This window comes from Janibacter sp. CFPM2_SD2 (genome assembly GCF_057364645.1).
The window spans coordinates 1-16,001 of the sequence record NZ_JBNFOF010000055.1; the positions used below are offsets into that span (position 1 = coordinate 1).

The following is a 16,001-nucleotide window of genomic DNA, read 5'->3' on the forward strand; positions in this document are numbered from 1 at the left end:
AGGTGCCGTCGCAAGACACCACCGCCCACCCAGCCGAGCAGGTCCGACGAGGCCCGCGGTGACGTCGCCGACCTCCACCGCCCTCGAGGCGACGACGGAGGCGAAGCGGTCGTGGGCCGCCGCGGCGCGCGCGACACCGGTGGCCTGCTGCCGGACGGTCTCGTGCGCCTCGGTGAGGGCGGCGAAGGCCGTCTGCGCGTCGGCGAGCGCACGGGTCTGGACGATGGCCAGGGCGGCGAAGGCCGCGAGGTCGCCGAGGAGGACGACCTCGGACCGGGAGAAGGGGCGCGGGCTGCGGTTGGCCGCGAAGAGCACCCCGACGAAGTTGGACTCGACGATGAGCGGGGTGCCGCAGATGGCGATGATGCCCTCGTCGCCGACCCCGTGGTCGATCTCGTGGGTGTGGCTGAAGCGCTCGTCGGCGGGGTAGTCGGCCGTCCAGTAGGGCTTGCGGGTCGAGGCGACGAGCCCGCCGAGGCCGTCGCCGAGGGAGAGCCGCAGCGACTGGAAGTCCGCGGACACCGAGCCGTCGGTGACCTTCATGAAGGTGTCGCCGGCCTCGGGGTCGTAGAGCGTCAGGTAGGCCAGGTCGGTGCCGATGAGGGTGCGGGCCCGCCGCACGATGGCCTCGAGGACGACCTCGGGTTCCTTCTCCGTCGACAGCTCGCGGGCGATGTCGAGCAGCGAGGACTGCGCCGACTCCCGTCGCCGGTGCAGCTCGCGGGTGGCTCCGATGCGCAGGGCGAGGTCGCGGGCCCGCTCGGGGGCCGGCGCGTCGGCGAGCTGGTCCACCGGGGCGTCTGCGGCGAGCAGCTCGAGCAGGTGCACCACCTGCTCGGTCTGCTCGTGATCCTCGGTGCCCGACATGGCCTGCATCCTAGGTACGCGGCCGCTCAGTGTGCGGTCCAGCCCCCGTCGACCGGCATCGAGGACCCCGTGATGCTCGTGGCGGCGGGGGAGCAGAGGAAGAGCGCCATCGCGGCCACCTCGTCCACCTCGACGAGACGCTTGATCGCGACCGGTCCGAGCATGATCTGCTCGAGGACCTCCTCCTCGGCGATGCCGTGGGTGCGGGCCTGGTCGGCCACCTGCTTCTCCACGAGCGGGGTGCGCACGTAGGCGGGGTTGAGGCAGTTGCTCGTCACGCCGTGGGCGGCGCCCTCGAGGGCCACGACCTTGCTCAGGCCCTCGAGCCCGTGCTTCGCCGAGACGTAGGCCGACTTGTAGGCGCTGGCTCGCAGGCCGTGGACGCTCGAGACGTTGATGATCCGGCCCCAGCCCTGGGCGTACATGTGCGGCAGGACCGATCGGATGAGCCTGAAGGGGGACTGGAGCATCAACCTGTGGATGAGGTCGAACTTCTCGACCGGGAACTCGTGGACCGGGCTGACGTGCTGGATGCCGGCGTTGTTGACGAGGACGTCGACGTCCTCGGGCAGGTCGGCCAGCCCGTCGAGGTCGGCGAGGCGACGGCCCCGGGTCTCCACGGCCAGGTCGGGCAGCCCGCCGGCCAGGGAGGTCAGACCCCCTTCGTCGAGGTCGACCGCGGTGACGCGCGCCCCCGCGGCAGCGAAGCTCGCGACGCAGGCGGCGCCGATCCCGCTCGCGGCGCCGGTGACGAGGACGTGACGACCGGTGAGGTCGGTGAGGAGTGCGGACTCGGGCTGCTGGCTCATGACGAGCAAGGTACGAGCCCGACCACGCCGGCGAAGTGGTGCGCCGCCACGTGATATCGGTGAAATGGTGTGGCGACACACCCACGCCGCGACTCGTGGCCGGTGCGACCATCGACGGCGCCACACCTGGCGTCGGCCCCGCCGACGCCACCCCTGATCCCCCGAAAGTAGGAGACACCGATGTCCCTCGGACTTGTCGGCATCATCGCCTCGCTCGGCCTGCTGATGTATCTGGCCTATCGCGGCATCAACGTGCTGATCCTCGCCCCGATCCTCGCCCTGCTGGCGACCCTGATGTCCGGGGGGCCCTTGCTCGCCACGTACACGCAGGTCTTCATGCCGGCCCTGGGCAAGTACGCCATCACGTACTTCCCGCTCTTCCTCCTCGGCGCGATCTTCGGCAAGCTCATGGACGTCAGCGGCTCGGCCAAGGCGATCGCCGACTTCATCGTCGACAAGATCGGTGCGCAGCGCGCGATCCTCGCGATCACCCTCGCCTGCGGCATCCTCACCTACGGGGGTGTCTCGCTCTTCGTCGTCGCCTTCGCCGTCTTCCCGATCGCCGCGGCCCTCTTCAAGGAGTCGGGCATCCCGAAGCGGCTCATCCCGGCGACCATCGCGCTCGGCTCCTTCACCTTCACGATGACCGCCCTGCCGGGCACCCCGGCCATCCAGAACGCCATCCCCTCGCCCTACTTCTCGACCAATGCCTTCGCGGCGCCCGGCCTCGGCATCATCGCCGGCCTGATCATGTTCGTCGGCGGTGTCGCCTGGCTGCAGTACCGCTCGGGCAAGCTCGTGGCCGCGGGTGAGGTCTACGAGCCCCCAGTCGCCACCGGGGGTGGCTTCTTCGGTCGTGGCCGCACCGGCTCCGACGACGCGCCGCGCGGCGACGCCGACGGTGAGGGTGCCGTCACCGTCAAGGAGAAGGTCGAGGTCGAGGAGAGCGAGGCCGATGCCCAGCTCATGGACCGTCCGCACGTGCCGTGGGTGATCGCCTTCGCGCCGATCGTCGTCGTCATCGCGCTCAACTACGCGCTCGTCAACTGGATCTTCCCCTCGATGGACTTCGCCTACCTCAAGCAGGAGGCCTACGGCTCCGTCGGCATCGAGGACGTCGCCGGCATCTGGGGCATCATCGTCGCCCTCGTCGCGTCGATCGCCCTGGTTCTCGCGGCCAACTGGACCCGGATCGTCGACGTCAAGGACGCGGTCAACGAGGGCACCATGGGTTCGCTGCTGCCGATCTTCAACACCGCCTCCGAGGTAGGCTACGGCGCCGTCATCAGCTCGCTCGCGGCCTTCGGCACGATCAAGGACGCCGTCCTCGGTGTCTCGAGCAACCCGCTCATCTCGCTGGCCCTGTCGGTCAACGTCCTCGCCGGCATCACCGGCTCCGCCTCCGGCGGCATGAGCATCGCGCTCGAGGCCCTCGGCGACCAGTTCAAGACGATGGCGGTCGAGCAGGGCATCTCGCTCGAGCTCGTCCACCGCGTCACGGCGATCTCCTCCGGCGGCTTCGACGCCCTGCCGCACAACGGCGCGGTCATCACGCTGCTGGCGATCTGCGGCCTGAGCCACCGCCAGTCCTACAAGGACATCGCGGTCGTCGCGATCGCGTCCCGGTCCTCGCCCTGATCACGATCATCGTGCTGGGCTCGGTCTTCGGCAGCTTCTGACGCAGGCGCCGTCGCGAAGGCGCCGCCCTGAGGAGGCGCGCCAGCGCCGTGACGAAGGGGAGGCCCCCACCGGATCACCGGTGGGGGCCTGCCCTTCGTCGTGGTGCGTCCGCGGTGGCGTCAGCCGATGTCGCGGAAGGGGTGCACGCTGGCACCCAAGGCGTTGAGGCGCTCGGCGAGGTCCTCGTAGCCGCGGTTGATGACGTAGACGTTGCGCAGGTAGGACGTGCCCGGGGCGGCGAGCATCGCCAGCAGGACGACGACTCCGGGGCGCAGCGCGGGCGGGCAGGTGACCTCGTTGGCGCGCCAGCGGACCGGGCCCTCGACGAGCACGCGGTGCGGGTCCATGAGTGTGACCCGGCCACCGATCTTGTTGAGCTCGGTCAGGTAGATCGCGCGGTTGTCGTAGACCCAGTCGTGGATCGTCGTCGTGCCCTCGGCGCAGCTGGCGATGAGTGCGAAGAAGGGCAGGTTGTCGATGTTCAGACCCGGGAAGGGCATCGGGTGGATCTTGTCGATCGGTGCCTTGAGCGGCCCGGGGTGGGTCGTGATGTCGACGAGCCGGGTGCGGCCGTTGTGCGCGAGGTACTCCTCGGAGAGCGAGTACTGCATGCCCATACCGGTGAGGGTCGCCAGCTCGATCTCGAGGAACTCGATGGGGGAGCGGCGGATGGTGATCTCCGACTTCGTGACGACGGCGGCCGCGATGAGGCTCATCGCCTCGATCGGGTCCTCGCTCGGCGAGTACTCGACGTCGACGTCGATCTCGCGCGCGCCGGTGACCACGAGCGTGGTCGTGCCGATGCCCTCGACCCGGACGCCGAGCTTCTCGAGGAAGAAGCACAGGTCCTGGACCATGTAGTTGGGCGAGGCATTGCGGATCGTCGTGCGGCCCGGGTGGCGAGCGGCCGCCATGAGCGCATTTTCGGTCACGGTGTCGCCGCGCTCGGTGAGCACGAAAGTCTTGTCCTGCGTGCCCTGGCCGGTCACCTTGGCCTCGTACCAGCCGTGCGTCGCCTCGACGTCGAGACCGAAGTGGGTCAGCGAGGTCATGTGCGGCTCGACGGTGCGGGTGCCCAGGTCGCAGCCGCCGGCGTAGGGCAGGCGGAAGGAGGGGAACTCGTGCAGCAGCGGGCCGAGGAACATGATGACCGTGCGCGTGCGGCGGGCGGCCTCCTCGTCCATGCCGTCGAGGTCGAGCCGCTCCGGCGGGATGATCTCGAGGTCGGAGCTGTCGGGCAGCCAGCGGGCCTGCACGCCGATGGAGTGCAGCACCTCGAGGATGCGGTTGACCTCCTCGATGCGGGCGAGGTTGCGCAGCGTCGTCGTGCCCTTGTTGAGCAGCGAGGCGCACAGCAGCGCGACGGCGGCATTCTTGCTCGTCTTGACGTCGATGGCGCCGGAGAGGCGGCGGCCGCCCTCGATCTGCAGGTGGACGGCGCCACTGGTCGAGGTACGGGTCAGCGCGACGAGCTCGGTGTCGAGCGCTTCGCTGATCCGGGCGAGGTTGTCGAGCGTGAGGTTCTGCCCTCCAGCCTCGATGCGCGCGACGGCGCTCTGGCTCGTCTCGAGCTTGGTGGCGAGGTCGGCCTGAGACAGGCCGGCGCGGTGACGCGCCTCCTTGATCGTCGTGCCGATTCGGGCGAGGTAGTCATCAGACATACCCACCACGGTAACCCATATATGAGATAGGTGCCGCCCGTCGTCGTTCCCCGCGTGTCGCCGGTCAGCGCGATCGGCACGGGAGGTGCAGGACGTGCGGTGCCGCGAGCGGCGACGACCAGTCCCGCGGACGTGTGCCCGCTGCTGCTGATCGCGATCGCCGCCTACGCCTGCTGCGGATCCCGCCGTCCTGGCACGGGAGGCCGGGATCGTTGCGTCCTTCCCGACTCACCTCACACCACCACCACTTCGTCGCCACCGACGTCACGACAGACCGGAGCGAGATGTCATTACACGCGCAGCTGCCTCAGGCAACGACTGTGTCCACCCTCGAGACGGCAGCAGCCTCTTCGAGCGCAGTGGCCAGATAACGTGCCGAAGCGCTCGTGGACGAACCGGCGACCTCTGCTGGAGTGCCGGCCGCGACGACCTGTCCGCCGTCGTCCCCAGCGCCGGGCCCGAGATCGATGACGTGATCGGCCTGTGCGATGACTCGCATGTCGAGCTCGACCATGACCACGGTGTTCCCGGCGTCCACGAGTGTTTGCAGGTGAGCTACGAGCCGGTCGGTATCGGCGCAGTGCAATCCGGAAGTTGGTTCATCGAGTACGTAGAGAGTGCCGCCGCTTTGAGCCCGCTGCAGCTCGCTGCCCAGCTTGACTCGCTGGGCCTCACCACCAGAGAGCTCGGTTGCGGGTTGGCCGAGACGTAGGTAACCGAGTCCGACATCGAGGAGCGCGGTCAGGGAGCGCATGATGTCGGCCTCTCCCTCGAAGAATTCGTGCGCATCCTCAACGCTCATAGCGAGGATCTCCGCGATGTTTCGTCCGTGCCAGAGGATCTCGAGAGTGCTCGACTGGTAGCGGGTGCCATGACATTCCGGGCATTCCGTGTACACGGAAGGGAGAAAGAGCAACTCAACCATGACTGATCCCTCTCCCTCGCAGGTCGGGCAACGGCCGCCGGCGACGTTGAATGAGAATCTCCCGGGTTTGTAGCCGCGTGCACGAGATTCCGAGGTCTCGGCGAATCGGCGACGTACGTGGTCAAACAGGCCGGTGTAGGTTGCGACATTCGACCGAGGTGTGCGTCCGATCGGCTTCTGGTCGATGGTTACTACCCGGCGAACTCCAGTGAGGTCACCCGCGACAGAACCCTCGAGTTCCTGGGAACCATCGGAAAGCAGCATGTCATCGCCGTCGGGCACTGGCTCATCAGTTGTGATGGGGCGTCCGAGATGCTCACTGACCAAGGTCGGGAGAACTTGGCTGACGAGACTGGATTTGCCTGACCCCGACACACCTGTGACTGCTGTGAGTGCACCCAACGGGATCTCGACGGAGATGCTCCGCAGGTTGTTGCGCGAGATCTTGTCGAGACGCAACCACCCGTGTGGCTTCCTTGGCTCATGAAGGGGGAGCCCGTTGCCGCCGAAGAGGTAGTCTCGGGTGGCGGATTCCTCGACGTCAGCCAGTCCTTCGGTCGGGCCGCTGTAGATGACACGCCCTCCGCGTTCACCTGCGGCGGGCCCGATGTCCACAAGCCAATCCGCACGCCGCATCACGTCGACGGAGTGCTCGACGATGAAGAGGCTGTTACCGCGCTTCTTGAGCCCCTGGAGGACGTCCAACAGCGCACTGACATCTTGCGGATGGAGCCCGGCGGAAGGTTCGTCCAACACGTAGACGACGCCGAAAAGTTCGGACGTCAGCTGGGTTGCCAAACGCAGACGCTGAAGTTCTCCGCCTGAGAGGGTCGGGGACGTGCGATCCAACGACAGGTAGCCCAGGCCGAGATCGATGATCGGACGGATCCGATCGACGAGTCCGGTCCCCACGCGGACGGTTGCCGCCAGCTTTTCGACCGCCCCACCCGAGGAGCGGGACTCGTCACCGGCACCGTCAGTTGCGCTTTCCGCCGCGACGACTGCGGCTTCGATGACAGACAAGACTTCATGCAAGGGCAGCTGTGAGAAGTCGGCGATGTCGAGCTGCTCAAATGTCACCGATAGCGCTTCCGGCTTCAAACGTTTGCCATGGCATGCGGGACACGGGACCGATGTGAGGAACTGAGCAACACGGCGTTTCATCGACTTGCTCTTCGTATTCGCGAACGTGTCAAGCACATAGCGACGCGCTCCTACGAAGGTTCCGGAATAGCTGGGCTCGACTCCGGCGTCTATGGCTTCACGCGCTTCAGCAAGGGTGAGTCGTGAGTGGACGGGAACGTAAGGCGTTTCATCCGTGTAGAGGATCCAGTCGCGGTCTTTCTTCGGGAGGTCCTTCCACGGCACGTCGACGTCGTAACCAAGCCCGACGAGGACATCTCTCAGTTGGTGCCCATGCCACGCCGTGGGGTACGAGGCGATGGCGCGCTCTCGGATCGTCAGTGTCGGATCGGGGACCATCGTGTCCTCTGGCACGTCGTAGACCCGGCCGATACCGTGGCATTCTGGGCAAGCACCCTCGACAGTATTGGTCGAGAAGTCCTCTGCATAGAGCATCGGCTGCCCCTCCGGATATGTACCGCGCGGGAGTACAGCATGCGAACCAGGCTGGAGAGCGTCGTGATGCTTCCGACCGTTGAGCGGGTGCTGCGCCCGCCGTGTTGTTGCTGCAATGCCACGGCGGGCGGCATTCCGGTGATGGAGTCCACCTCGGGGACTCCCGCCTGGTCGATGAGGCGCCTGGCATACGGTGCAACCGATTCCAAGTAACGTCGCTGGGACTCCGCATATAGCGTGCCGAAGGCCAGCGAGGACTTTCCCGAGCCAGAGACGCCAGTGAACACCACCATGGCATCACGCGGTATTGACAGGTCGATATTTTTGAGGTTGTGCTCGCGGGCGCCGCGCACTCGAACGTCCGGTTGAATGAAGGCTGAGTCTTCATCAGTCTGCGTGGAGGGCGGGGTCATGAGCCAACGTTATCAACCATGGGCGGGCGTCATGTGCCAGTAATTTCCGTTCCCGACAGCAGGCACGTTACGACCGCAGACTGGCAGCTGGGCCAGCGTCGTACTTGCGACGCCTTCCGACTGACCTCTGGCAACCACGCGCGCGCCGAGATCACGAAAGAGCGAGTCAGCGGTGTCGTCCCGATCCATCTCAGACAGAGGCCACCTGGGTTCGTGTGCCGCGCCTGCTGGACTCGAGCGCCGCAGTCAACGTCCGGGCGTCATAGTCGCCCAGCAAGCGGTGACCTTCGACGAAGAAGGTTGGGGTGGCATGGGCTCCGCTGTTCTCGGCGCTCACGAGATCGCGGTTGACTCGTTCTGCGACAGCCTCGCTGTCCATGTCCTGTACGAAGCGATCGACGTCTAGTCCGAGTTCTTCCGCGTAACCAATAAGGTGCTCTCGCTCGAGCGCGTCCTGATGGGTGAAGACGAAATCGAGCCATGTCCAGAACTCGCCCTGGTTCGCAGCTGCTTCAGATGCCTTTGCAGCCAGCGGCCCATGTGGGTGGTGGGGAAGATGCCGCACGACGTAACGAAGATCGTCACCGAAGTGCCCACTCAGATCTTCCCAGGAGCCAGTGGCGTGTGCACAGTACTCGCACTCGAAGTCGATGTATTCGACCAGCGTCAGCCTGGCGTCCTCCGGGCCGCGGATGTGGTCAACTTCGGGGTCGACTGCGGGGTCGAGCACCATGGGGAGATCTGCACTTTCCTCGCCCCACCGCTGAGCGGCGATCTTGAATATCAACCAGCCGAGGGCGACGGCGAGCACCATGGACACCAGCACCCCAAGCGTCGCCTGTCGCCCGAGGTCGGTTGTCGAGCCGAAAGCAAGTCCGATGATGAGCAGAGAGACGGTGAACCCGATGCCTGAAAGTGCTGCACCGCCGAAGACGCTGCCCATACCCACTCCTTCCGGGAGTCGACCAAGGCCCATCCTGACCGCCAGGAGAGTGACAACGCCAATTCCGACAAGCTTGCCGAGTACGAGGCCAGCAATGACCCCCCAGGTCACGGATGATCCGAAGGAATCTGCCAGGAGTCCACCCCTGAGGTCGACGCCGGCATTGGCGAGAGCGAAGATCGGTACGACAAGCAGTGCAGTGGGGCGGCGAAGGACTTCGTGCATTCTCTCGTTCACCGAGATCCCCCGGGCCAGGCCACGGCTGACACTGCGCGCCGACGCGGCGCTGGGCGACTGCCAGAAGTCACGGAAGAACTGGCGGGCGGCGACTACCTCTTGGCGCTGAGTGGGGTAGGCGGGGATCAGTAGACCGGCGAGCATGCCGGCGAGTGAGGCGTGCACCCCGGAAGAGACAGTGGCGAACCACATGACAATCACAAGGATCACATAAGGTGCGGCATTCCACTGCTGTGAGCGGCCGAGTCCCCACAAGCCGATGAGGCAGGCGAGAGCGATCGACAAGGGGACAAGCTTGATCTGATCGCTATAGACAATTCCAATGATCGATACCGCTAGAAAGTCATCGACCACTGTCAGGGTGAGGAGGAAGACACGCAACTGGCCAGACAGTCGTGGACCCACTATGGCGAGTGCGCCCAGCATGAATGCTGTATCGGTTCCGACGACAGCACCCCATCCGCCAAGTCCGCTCCCGCCGGACACGCTGACGACAAGCACATAGACCAGAGCCGGAAGAGCGACACCTGCAACTCCAGCCATCGCAGCGAGTTGAGCACGGCTGCGATCCCGTAAAGTCCCGTGCGCGAACTCCTGTCGAACCTCCAATCCGACAACAAAGAAGAAGATCACCATCAGGCCGTCGTTGATCCAATGATGCAGATTCATATGCATGCCGGCGGGGCCGACATCGAAACCGACTTCCTGATGCCACAGTTCGAAATAGCTTTCAGACAACGGCGAGTTCGCCCAGACGAGCGCCATGACGGTCACGAGCGCCAGAAACATCGCCGATCCGGACTCCGTCCGTAAACTGCGTGCAATGTGACCGGGACCCAGGCGACCTGGTGCCGTGTTTTCCATGCGGGGAGTTTACCTAGAGCAGCCCCGTGAACCCTTCACTGCCCGCGTGAGCACAGGCTTCACGAAGCGTCCCCGGGTCCGCACACGGGCCAGTGACGACATCTGCCCTACGCGGAGTCCACGACTCAGGAACACCGAAGGAGTGGGGGCTCGTTCAGCTCGCAGTCGTGCCGGGCTCGAGGCGGGCTCCCGGCTCGAGGACGACCCCCTTCGCCACGTGCGACTCACGACCGACGAGCACGACGGCGGAGTCCGAGGGCGGCCAGCGCTTCGGCTGGGCCCCGACCTGCGCGTCCTCGCCGACCCGGCACGAGTCGTCGACAACCGAGGCGTAGACCTGTGCACCGGACGCGACCCGCACCCGGTGCATGAGCACCGAGTCCTCGACCACCGCTCCCGCCTCGACGACGCAGCCCGGTCCGACGACGCTGCGGCGCACGGTGCCGTGCACGTGCGACCCGGGGCTGATCATCGAGTCCTCGACGACGCTGCCCGCGTGCATCATCGGCGGCGGCATCTCCGGCGACCGGGTGAGGATCGGCCACGCCGGGTCGTCGAAGACGTCGACTCGTCCGCGCAGCAGCTCGCGGTGCGCGGCGAGGTAGGCGGAGGGGCGGCCGAGGTCGCGCCAGTAGCCCGTGAGCGCGTACGCGTGGGTCTTCCCGCCCTCGACGAGCCGCGGGAGCAGGCGGTCAGGGAAGTCGCCGATCCCGTCCGTGAGCCCTGGGTCGGCCTGCGCCCGTTCGTGCCGGATCGCGTCGAGCGTGCGCAGCAGCACCGGGACGTCGTAGACGAAGATCTCGGCGGCGATCGTCCCGTGCGGCGGGCCGGTGGGCTTGTCGGTCAGCCCCTGCACGACGCCGTCCCGGCCGACGTCGACGACCGTCTTGTGCTTGGCCTGCGCGAGCGGCACCTCGACGGTGACGATCGTGGCCTCGGACCCGCGCGCGAGGTGCTGGGCGATGACGGCCCGCATGTCGAGGCGGTAGACCTGGTCGGCGCTCGTCACGACGACGACCTCGGCGCCCGCCTCACGCAGCTGGGCACCCATCTTCAGCAGGTCGTCGGCGTTGCCGGCGCTGAAGCCCTCGGATCCGCTGGCCTGCCCTTCCTCCGGCACGAGCCGCCGGTAGCCGCCGCGGGTGCGGTCGAGGTCCCAGGGCCGCCCACCGGCGAGGTGGCGGTCGAGCGAGGACGCCTCGTACTGCACCGAGACCCACACGTCAGGGATGCCGCTGTTGCCGAAGTTGCTCAGTGCGAAGTCGACGAGCTGGTAGCTGCCGGCGAAGGGGAGGGCGGGCTTGGCGCGCTCACGCGTGAGGACGTCCATCCGGGAGCCCTGACCGCCCGCCTGGACGACCCCGACGATCTTCGGGATGCGGGAGAGGGGGACGACGCTCGACATACCCAGATCCGCACTCATCTCATGACGTCCCCTCGCGACAGCGTCCAGGTCGAGATGCCAATCTAGACCCTGATAACCAGCGGCGTCGCTGGTGGCCGGGCCTACCCCGGTCAGCCCGGTCAGTTCGGCGAAGAACTCGTTCCGCGCCGCCTGTCTCCCTGGTGTCTACCCGCAGGTCCAAGACCTCGCGCTGCCCGTCGCCGTTGACGCCCACGACGATCACCATGACGGCGTTGGTCACCGCCAGGCCCCTCGGCCCTTCCTCACGTCGAAACGACCGTGGTCCTCGCAACTCCTCGGACGCAGGAGTTGCGAGGACCACGAGAAGCGAAGGTCGTCGTCGGGACCTCCCCTTCGACATGCCGGAAGCCGGTCAGGCCTCGTCATGCTGCCGACGCATCAGGCGGGGACGCTGGCCACACCCTTCGGCAGGAAGCGCTGACCGGTGACCTTCTCCGAGACGCCCTCACGGTCCAGGAGCGGGGTGAGGCCGCCGTTCCAGAACTGGAAGCCGGCACCGGTGATCATCGCGAGGTCGATGTCCATCGGGGCCTGCGCGACCCCGTCGTCGAGCATCGTGCGCACCTCCTCGGCGAGGACGCCGAGGACGCGCTCGCGCACCTGCTGCGCGGTGAGCACGACGGGGGACTCCGGAGCGGTGAGCAGCTCGGCCGCTCCCTCGTCGTCGTAGGAGCGCTTGCCGGCCTCGACGAGCGCCTTGAGGTTCGGCGAGACGTAGAAGCGCTCGCCGAGCTCACGGTGGAGCGTCTCGCTGTTGTGCAGCGCGATCGCCGGGCCGACGAGACCGACGAGGACCAGCGGCGGCATCGGGGCCAGGCCCGCGATGCCCTCGTTGGCGACCTCGACCGGCGTGCCCTCGTCGACGATCTTCGAGAACTCGCCCATGAAGCGACCGAGCAGACGGTTGGCGATGAAGGAGGGGCTGTCCTTGACGAGGATGCAGGTCTTCTTCAGGCCCTTGCCCGTGGCGAAGGCCGTCGCCAGCGCGGCGTCGTCGGTCCGCTCGCCCGGGATGATCTCGAGCAGCGGCATGACGGCGACGGGGTTGAAGAAGTGGAAGCCCACGACCCGCTCCGGGTGCTGCAGCTCGGACGCCATCTCGGTGATCGAGAGCGACGAGGTGTTGGAGGCGAGGACGCACTCGGGGGTGACGATCTGCTCCACCTCGGCCCAGACCTTCTTCTTGACGCCCATCTCCTCGAAGACGGCCTCGATGACGAAGTCGGCGTCGGCGAAGCCCTCCTTGCTCGTGGAGCCGGTGATCAGGCCCTTGAGCTGGTTGGCCTTGTCCTGCGTGATCTTGCCCTTGGCCAGGGAGGAGTCGATCTCGCCGTGGACATAGGCGACGCCCTTGTCGACCCGCTCCTGGTCGAGGTCGGTCATGACGACCGGCACCTTGAGCGAGCGGATGAAGAGCATCGCCAGCTGGCTGGCCATGAGGCCGGCGCCGACGATGCCGACCTTGCCGACCGGGCGCGCGAGCGCCTTGTCGGGGGCGCCGGCGGGGCGCTTCGCCCGCTTCTGCACCAGGTCGAAGGAGTACAGGCCGGCGCGCAGCTCGTCACCCATGAGCAGGTCGGCCAGGGCCTCGTCCTCGGCGGCGAAGGCGGCGTCGCGCTCGGCCGTGCGGGCGGCGGTCACCAGCTCGATGGCCCGGTAGGGCGAGGGGGACTTCCGTGCGGTCTTCGCGTCGGCCAGCTTCGTGGCGGCTGCGGCAGCGGCTTCCCACACGGCGGCGTCGTCGCTGACCTGCTCCCGCTCGACCTTCGTCTCGCCGGCGAGGACACCCGCGGCCCAGATGATCGACTGCTCGAGGAAGTCGGCGGCGTCGAGGAGCGCGTCGGCCATCCCGAGCTTCGCGGCCGCGGGCCCGTTGAGCATCCGGTTGGTGTTGAGCGGGTTCTCGACGATGACCTTGAGGGCCTTCTCCGGGCCGAGCAGGCGCGGCAGCAGGTAGCAGCCGCCCCAGCCGGGGACGAGCCCGAGGAAGACCTCGGGCAGCGCGATGGCCGGCACGGCCGTGCTCATCGTGCGGTAGTCGCACGAGAGGGCCAGCTCGACACCGCCGCCCATCGCCGCGCCGTTGACGAAGGCGAAGGTCGGCACGGGCAGGTCCATGATCGCCGCGTAGGCCGCGTGGCCGGTGCGGGCGATCTCGAGCGCCTGCTCGCGGCTGGTGATGCCCGGGACTCCGGTGAGGTCGGCGCCGACGGCGAAGATGAAGGGCTTGCCGGTGACGGCGACGGCGACGATCTCGCCGGCCTCGGCGCGCTGCTGCAGCGTGGCGACGGCGGCGCGCAGGCCGGCCATGCCCTCGAGGCCGAAGGTGTTGGGCTTGGTGTGGTCGTGGCCGTTGTCCAGCGTGACGAGGGCCAGCGTGCCGCCGTCGGCGGGGAGCTGGACGTCCTGGACGAGGGCGCGGGTGACGACCTCGGGCTTGGGCTCGCTCATGCTCAGTTCTCCTTGCCGTAGTCGGCGTGGTGCGGGTTCTCCCAGATGACGGCGCCGCCCATGCCGATGCCGATGCACATCGCGGTCATGCCGTAGCGGACGCTCGGGTCCTCGGCGAACTGCCGGGACAGCTGCGTCATGAGGCGCACCCCCGAGGAGGCGAGCGGGTGACCGGTCGCGATGGCGCCGCCGTAGCGGTTGACCTTGTCGGAGTCGTCGTCGATGCCGAAGTGCTCGAGGAAGGAGAGCACCTGGACCGCGAAGGCCTCGTTGAGCTCGAAGAGACCGATGTCGTCGATCGTCAGGCCGGCCTTGGCCAGCGCCTTCTCGGCGGCGGGGACCGGGCCGTAGCCCATGACCTCCGGCTCGACGCCGACGAAGGCGAACTCGACGAGGCGCATGCCGACGGGCAGGCTGAGCTCGGCGGCGGTCTCCTCCGCGGCGAGGATGCAGGCGGTCGCGCCGTCGTTGAGCCCGGCGGCGTTGCCGGCGGTGACCTTGCCGTGGGGGCGGAAGGGGGTCTTCAGGGTCTGCAGCGACTCGAGGGTCGTCTGCGGGCGCGGCGGTTCGTCGGTCGTCGCGAGACCCCAGCCCTTCTCGGAGTGGCGGGTCGCGACCGGCACGAGGTCGGGCTGGATCTTGCCGTCCTCGTAGGCCTGGGCGAGCTTGCGCTGGCTGTTGACCGCGAACTCGTCCGAGCGCTGCTTGGTCAGGCTCGGGTAGCGGTCGTGCAGGTTCTCCGCCGTCTTGCCCATGACGAGGGCCGACGGGTCGACGAGCTTCTCCGAGACGACGCGCGGGTTGGGGTCGACGCCCTCACCCATCGGGTGGCGGCCCATGTGCTCGACACCGCCGGCGACGGCGACGTCGATCGAGCCGAAGGAGATGGCACCGGCGATGTTGGTCACCGCGGTCATCGCGCCGGCGCACATGCGGTCGATGGAGTAGCCGGGCGTGGTGTTGGGCAGCCCGGACAGCAGGGAGGCCATGCGGCCCAGGGTCAGGCCCTGGTCACCGATCTGGGTCGTGGCCGCGATCGCGACCTCCTCGACCCGCTCGGGCGGCAGCTCCGGGTGACGGCGCATGAGCTCGCGGATGCAGGTGATGACGAGGTCGTCGGCGCGGGTCTGGGCATACATGCCCTTCTCCCCGGCCTTGCCGAACGGCGTGCGAACGCCGTCGACGAAGACGACCTCACGTGAAGTGCGGGGCACGGTGGGCCTCTCTGTCGTGGTGCAGGTGGCACGACGGGCTGGAGCCCGTCCGCGATCAGGCTACTAAGCGCTTGCTCACCTCGGACAGGTGCGCCTCACGTGACCCCGCCCACGTTCGCCTCCGGTGGTCGAGGTGCAAGGAGCTCTGCGACGAGCCTCGAGACCCCGGCTCCGGTCGACGGGGGACGTCAGCGCCCGACCCGCTCCCGGCGAGGAGGGCCGGCGCGCTGCGACGAGCCTCGAGACCCGGCTCCGGACGAAGGGGGACGTCGGCGCCCGCCGAAGTCCTTCGTTCGCGCATGGCCGGAGGTTGTCCTGCCTGACTTCGGCTTGATGTGCGCCGACATCCCCCTTCGACCTGCGCCTCACCCGCGGCCGCCTCGAAGGCAGCCCCGCGCCCGACTGCCGGGTTGAGGTGATCGCGTCCGACTATCCGGTCGCTGCTACCTCCACCCGCTCCCGCGCCCCGCCCCCGAGTGGTGGATTGAGGTGATCGCGTCCGACTATCAGGTCGCTGGTACCTCCACCCGTTGTGGGGCCCGCCCCCGAGGGGCCGTCAGGCGTCGGGGTGGGCGGCGAAGGCGTCGGCGAGCATGGGGGCGACGATCTCGCGCTGCCAGGGGCGCACGCCGAGGTCGGCGAGGGCCTCGGCGAAGCCCTCCGGGCTGCGGTCCTGCGGCGGTGACCACACGACCCGGCGAAGGGGGTCGGGGGAGCAGACGTTCTCGATCGGGATGGTGCGCTCGTCGGCGAAGCTGCCCAGGGCCTCGCGGGTGGCCGTCAGTCGGTCGGCGGCGAGCGGGTCGCGGTTGGCCCAGGAGCGCTGCGGCGGAGGGCCGTCGGACTTGACCGAGGCCGGCGGCAGCTCGTCGTCGGGCAGGCGTCGTGCCCGGGCGACGGCGTCGAGCCAGGCGCGCTGGCTGCGCTGGATCG

At 67.9% G+C, this 16,001-nt stretch carries 8 protein-coding genes and 3 pseudogenes; 1 reads left to right on the forward strand and 10 read right to left on the reverse strand.

Features of this window, described 5'->3' with window-relative positions; genetic code table 11:
• The coding region (locus AC2W7J_RS07320) for a GAF domain-containing protein (RefSeq protein ID WP_485981922.1) at positions 1–867 on the reverse strand (867 nt) is incomplete at its 3' end.
• A gap of 26 nt (positions 868–893) precedes the next feature.
• Positions 894–1,676, reverse strand: a complete 783-nt coding sequence (locus AC2W7J_RS07325; RefSeq protein WP_485981923.1) for a 3-hydroxybutyrate dehydrogenase — start codon at positions 1,674–1,676, stop codon at positions 894–896.
• A gap of 180 nt (positions 1,677–1,856) precedes the next feature.
• On the opposite strand from AC2W7J_RS07325, the gene AC2W7J_RS07330 reads away from it, so the two are divergent.
• The gene (locus AC2W7J_RS07330; RefSeq protein ID WP_485981924.1) at positions 1,857–3,314 is read left to right on the forward strand and encodes a GntP family permease; all 1,458 of its coding nucleotides are present in this window, start codon (positions 1,857–1,859) and stop codon (positions 3,312–3,314) included.
• Between the two features lie 161 nt (positions 3,315–3,475).
• On the opposite strand, the gene AC2W7J_RS07335 is transcribed toward AC2W7J_RS07330, so the two are convergent.
• From AC2W7J_RS07335 to AC2W7J_RS07370, 8 genes and pseudogenes are all read right to left on the reverse strand, one after another.
• Positions 3,476–5,017 (reverse strand): helix-turn-helix domain-containing protein, encoded by a 1,542-nt coding sequence (locus tag AC2W7J_RS07335; protein ID WP_485981925.1) that lies wholly within the window; start codon positions 5,015–5,017, stop codon positions 3,476–3,478.
• A gap of 307 nt (positions 5,018–5,324) precedes the next feature.
• A pseudogene (locus tag AC2W7J_RS07340) lies at positions 5,325–7,933 on the reverse strand (excinuclease ABC subunit UvrA).
• Between the two features lie 190 nt (positions 7,934–8,123).
• The gene (nhaA, locus tag AC2W7J_RS07345) at positions 8,124–9,977 is read right to left on the reverse strand and encodes a Na+/H+ antiporter NhaA (RefSeq protein WP_485981926.1); all 1,854 of its coding nucleotides are present in this window, start codon (positions 9,975–9,977) and stop codon (positions 8,124–8,126) included.
• A 154-nt stretch (positions 9,978–10,131) separates the two neighbouring features.
• Positions 10,132–11,400: a glucose-1-phosphate adenylyltransferase family protein gene (locus AC2W7J_RS07350; protein WP_485981929.1), complete on the reverse strand. Its 1,269-nt coding sequence runs from the start codon at positions 11,398–11,400 to the stop codon at positions 10,132–10,134.
• A gap of 63 nt (positions 11,401–11,463) precedes the next feature.
• A pseudogene (locus AC2W7J_RS07355) lies at positions 11,464–11,659 on the reverse strand (transposase); the annotation flags it as partial.
• Between the two features lie 122 nt (positions 11,660–11,781).
• Complete coding sequence (locus AC2W7J_RS07360; RefSeq protein ID WP_485981927.1) at positions 11,782–13,854, reverse strand: 3-hydroxyacyl-CoA dehydrogenase NAD-binding domain-containing protein; 2,073 nt, start codon at positions 13,852–13,854, stop codon at positions 11,782–11,784.
• A 2-nt stretch (positions 13,855–13,856) separates the two neighbouring features.
• Positions 13,857–15,068, reverse strand: coding sequence for a thiolase family protein (locus tag AC2W7J_RS07365; RefSeq protein WP_485981928.1), 1,212 nt, complete (start codon positions 15,066–15,068; stop codon positions 13,857–13,859).
• A 556-nt stretch (positions 15,069–15,624) separates the two neighbouring features.
• Positions 15,625–16,001 (reverse strand): annotated as a pseudogene (locus tag AC2W7J_RS07370) (ribonuclease D); the annotation flags it as partial.